The sequence below is a fragment of the Microcystis sp. LE18-22.4A genome, assembly GCF_027531105.1.
Lineage (GTDB): Bacteria > Cyanobacteriota > Cyanobacteriia > Cyanobacteriales > Microcystaceae > Microcystis > Microcystis aeruginosa.
This window is the reverse complement of the sequence record NZ_JAPZRB010000513.1, coordinates 1-1,290: the sequence shown is the minus strand read 5'-3', so window position 1 is coordinate 1,290 and position 1,290 is coordinate 1. Positions and strand designations below refer to the sequence as shown.

1 protein-coding gene is annotated in these 1,290 nt (G+C 53.3%); it reads left to right on the top strand.

Features of this window, described 5'->3' with window-relative positions; translation table 11 throughout:
• Positions 1 to 1,290 (top strand): Calx-beta domain-containing protein (locus O9295_RS22025; RefSeq protein ID WP_288035374.1); only part of this gene is annotated, 1,290 nt, incomplete at both ends.

Genomic DNA, 1,290 nt, shown 5'->3' with positions numbered 1-1,290 from the left:
GTCGCCCTATCCGATGCGGTAAGTGACCCCAACGAAACCGTCAAAGTCAACCTGACATCGGGGGGAGACTACATCCTTGGTGCCAACTCCAGCACCAGCTTTAATCCTGCTACTAACTTTTCCGTGGGGAGTTATCCCTTTTCCGTGACAGTAGGGGACTTCAACGGCGACGGCAAATCCGATTTAGCTGTGGCGAACCGTGACGACAACAACGTCTCGGTGCTATTAGGAACCGGCACGGGCAGTTTTGGCACCGCCACTTACTTTACTGTGGGGACTCGTCCCATTTCCGTGACGGTAGGCGACTTCAACGGCGACGGCAAATCCGATTTGGCTACGGCGAACATTATTAGCAAGAACGTCTCAGTGCTATTAGGAACTGGCACGGGCAGTTTCGGTACTGCCACTAACTTTACCGTAGGGGATTCGCCCAATTCCGTGACGGTAGGAGACTTCAACGGCGACGGCAAATCCGATTTGGCTGTGGCGAACTATTTCGGCAGCAACGTCTCAGTCCTCCTCAATGCTGACCCCACCGCCACCGTCACCATTACCGACCCCTCTATTTCTCTTACTATCAACGATGTTACTGTTACCGAAGGCAATAGCGGCACCACTAACGCGGTCTTTACCGTGAGCCTTTCTAGTGCCGCCAGTACCGTTGTGAGCGTCAACTACGCCACCGCCAACGGTACAGCCACCGCCGGAACCGATTACACTGCTATTCCTCCCACCACCTTAACCTTCAATCCGGGAGAAACTTCTAAAACGATTACAGTTGCCGTAAATGGCGATAACCAAGTTGAACTCAATGAGACTTTCTTCATCAATCTCAGTAATTTACAAACCAATGGCAGTAACGTCATCTTAGCCGATAACCAAGGTCAAGGTACGATTACTGATGATGATCGCCCCAAAATTACCATCGCCCCCGGCACCAACCCCGTAGAAGGGGGAACCGTCGGCACCTTTATCATCACCCTAGACACCCCCGCACCAACGGGTGGGATAGTGGTCAACTTCAACACCACCGGCAGTACCGCCACCATTCTCGCCGACTATTCCCTCACTGCTGGCACAAATATCACCGCAGTAACCGCCAACACCTTCACCATCGCCGCCGGAGCCACCACCGCCACCCTCAACGTCGTCGCCCTATCCGATGCGGTAAGTGACCCCAACGAAACCGTCAAAGTCAACCTGACATCGGGGGGAGACTACATCCTTGGTGCCAACTCCAGCACCAGCTTTAATCCTGCTACTAACTTTTCCGTGGGGAGTTATCCCTTT